This is a genomic window from Streptomyces sp. AA4, from assembly GCF_000158875.1.
In the GTDB taxonomy this organism is placed as follows: Bacteria; Actinomycetota; Actinomycetes; order Mycobacteriales; family Pseudonocardiaceae; genus Amycolatopsis.
Map to the genome: position 1 here is coordinate 1,756,014 of NZ_GG657746.1, position 1,935 is coordinate 1,757,948.

Consider the following 1,935-nt stretch of genomic DNA (forward strand, 5'->3'; position numbering starts at 1 on the left):
TGCAGGTAGTACAGGTCGATGTGGTCGAGGCCGAGCCGCTGCAGCGAGGCGTCGCAGGCTTGGCGCACGTACGCGGCGTCGCCCCGGACCTGGGTCGGTTCGCCGAGGCGGTTCGCGATACCGAACTTCGTGGCCAGCACGACCTCGTCGCGGCGATCGGCGATCGCGCGGCCGATCAGTTCCTCGTTGTGGCCGGAGCCGTAGAAGTCGGAGGTGTCGAGGAAGTTCACCCCGAGGTCGACGGCGTGGCGCAGCGTCTCGATCGACTGCGCGTCGTCGGACGCGCCGTAGCCGTGGCTCATTCCCATGCAGCCCAAGCCTTGGGCGGACACGGTGAGCCCGCCGAGGTTCCGGGTCGGGACGTCGGTCATCATCGCTCCTTCTGCGCCGGATGTTGTCTTCGCCGACGCTAAGACCTGGAGTGCGCTCCGGGTCAAGCATTAGGCTCGCGGCGGTGGACTACGACGCGGTGATCGTGGGCGGCGGGCACAACGGACTCGTCGCGGCTGCCTATCTGGCCCGGGCCGGACGGTCGGTGCTGGTGCTGGAACGGCGCGCGGAGATCGGCGGCGCGGCGGTGTCGTTCCGTGCTTTCCCTGGGGTGGACGTCCGGCTCTCGCGCTATTCGTACCTGGTCAGCCTGCTGCCGAAGCGGATCATGACCGAACTGGGGCTGGGCGTCCAGTTGCGGAGGCGGCGGATGTCGTCGTACACCCCGGTCGGCGACACGGGTCTCCTTGTCGACACGGGCGACGGCGAGCGGACCAGCGCGTCGTTTCGCGCGGTTACCGGGTCCACAAAGGACTATGCGGCGTGGCAACGGTTTTACGCCTCGGCGGCGCGGGTGGCGAAGGCGACTTTCGATTCGTTGACCGAGCCGTTGCCGACACGTGCGGAGTTGCGGGAACGGATTGGCGACGACGAGGCGTGGGGGACGTTTTTCGAGCGGCCGGTGGGGGAAACGCTGCGTGAGTTGTTCGATGACGACGTTGTGCGTGGGGTTGTGCTCACTGACGGGCTAATCGGTACTTGCGCTTCTGCGGATGACGAGGAGTTGCGGCAGAACCGTTGCCTGCTTTACCACCTCATCGGTAATGGGACTGGGGACTGGGATGTTCCGGTCGGTGGCATGGGGGCGGTGACCGATGCGCTCGCGGATGTTGCCCGGCGTGCTGGGGCGCAGTTGGTCACCGGCGCGGAGGTGCTAGGCGTGACGCCGGATGGCGAAGTTCGTTACCGCGCTGGGGATGCGGAGCGGGTGGTGGTTGGTGGGCGGGTGTTGGCTAATGTCTCGCCGCGCACGCTTTCCCGGTTGCTCGGTGAGGAGCCTGTCGAGGAGCCGGAGGGGGCGCAGTTGAAGGTGAACATGGTGTTGCGGCGGCTGCCTCGGTTGCGGGATGCCGGGGTTGATCCGCGTGATGCGTTCGGCGGGACTTTTCATGTCAACGAATCTTTTGCTCAGCTCGAAACTGCTTATCGGGAGGCGGCGGCTGGGCGGATTCCAGCGGTGCCGCCGTGTGAGATTTACTGTCATTCGTTGACTGATCCGTCGATTCTCGGGCCGGCTGAGCGGGCGGCTGGGGTGCAGACGTTGACGTTGTTTGGGCTGCATATGCCTGCTCGGCTTTTCGAGGCGGATAACGACGGGGCGCGGGCGGAGGCGTTGCGGGCGACGTTGGCTTCGTTGAACAGTGTGCTGGCGGAGCCGATTGAGGGGTGTCTGTTGCTGGATGGGGGCGGGGAGCCTTGTGTTGAGGCTAAAACTCCGTTGGATTTGGAGGTGGAGTTGGGGTTGCCTCGGGGGCATATTTTTCATCGGGATTTGTCTTGGCCGTATGGGGAGGGGGCGGCGGCCGGGACGTGGGGGGTGGAGACGGGGTTCGAGAGGGTGTTGTTGTGTGGGGCTGGGGCGGTTCGCGGGGGCGGGGTTAGCGG

Annotated in this window: 2 protein-coding genes; one reads left to right on the forward strand and one right to left on the reverse strand. The window is 66.1% G+C overall.

The window, feature by feature from the left end:
- On the reverse strand, positions 1 to 371 hold a 371-nt coding region (locus tag SSMG_RS08260), incomplete at its 3' end, for an aldo/keto reductase (RefSeq protein WP_199785842.1).
- Positions 372 to 454: 83 nt separating this feature from the next.
- On the opposite strand from SSMG_RS08260, the gene SSMG_RS08265 reads away from it, so the two are divergent.
- On the forward strand, positions 455 to 1,935 hold a 1,481-nt coding region (locus tag SSMG_RS08265), incomplete at its 3' end, for an NAD(P)/FAD-dependent oxidoreductase (RefSeq protein WP_037716778.1).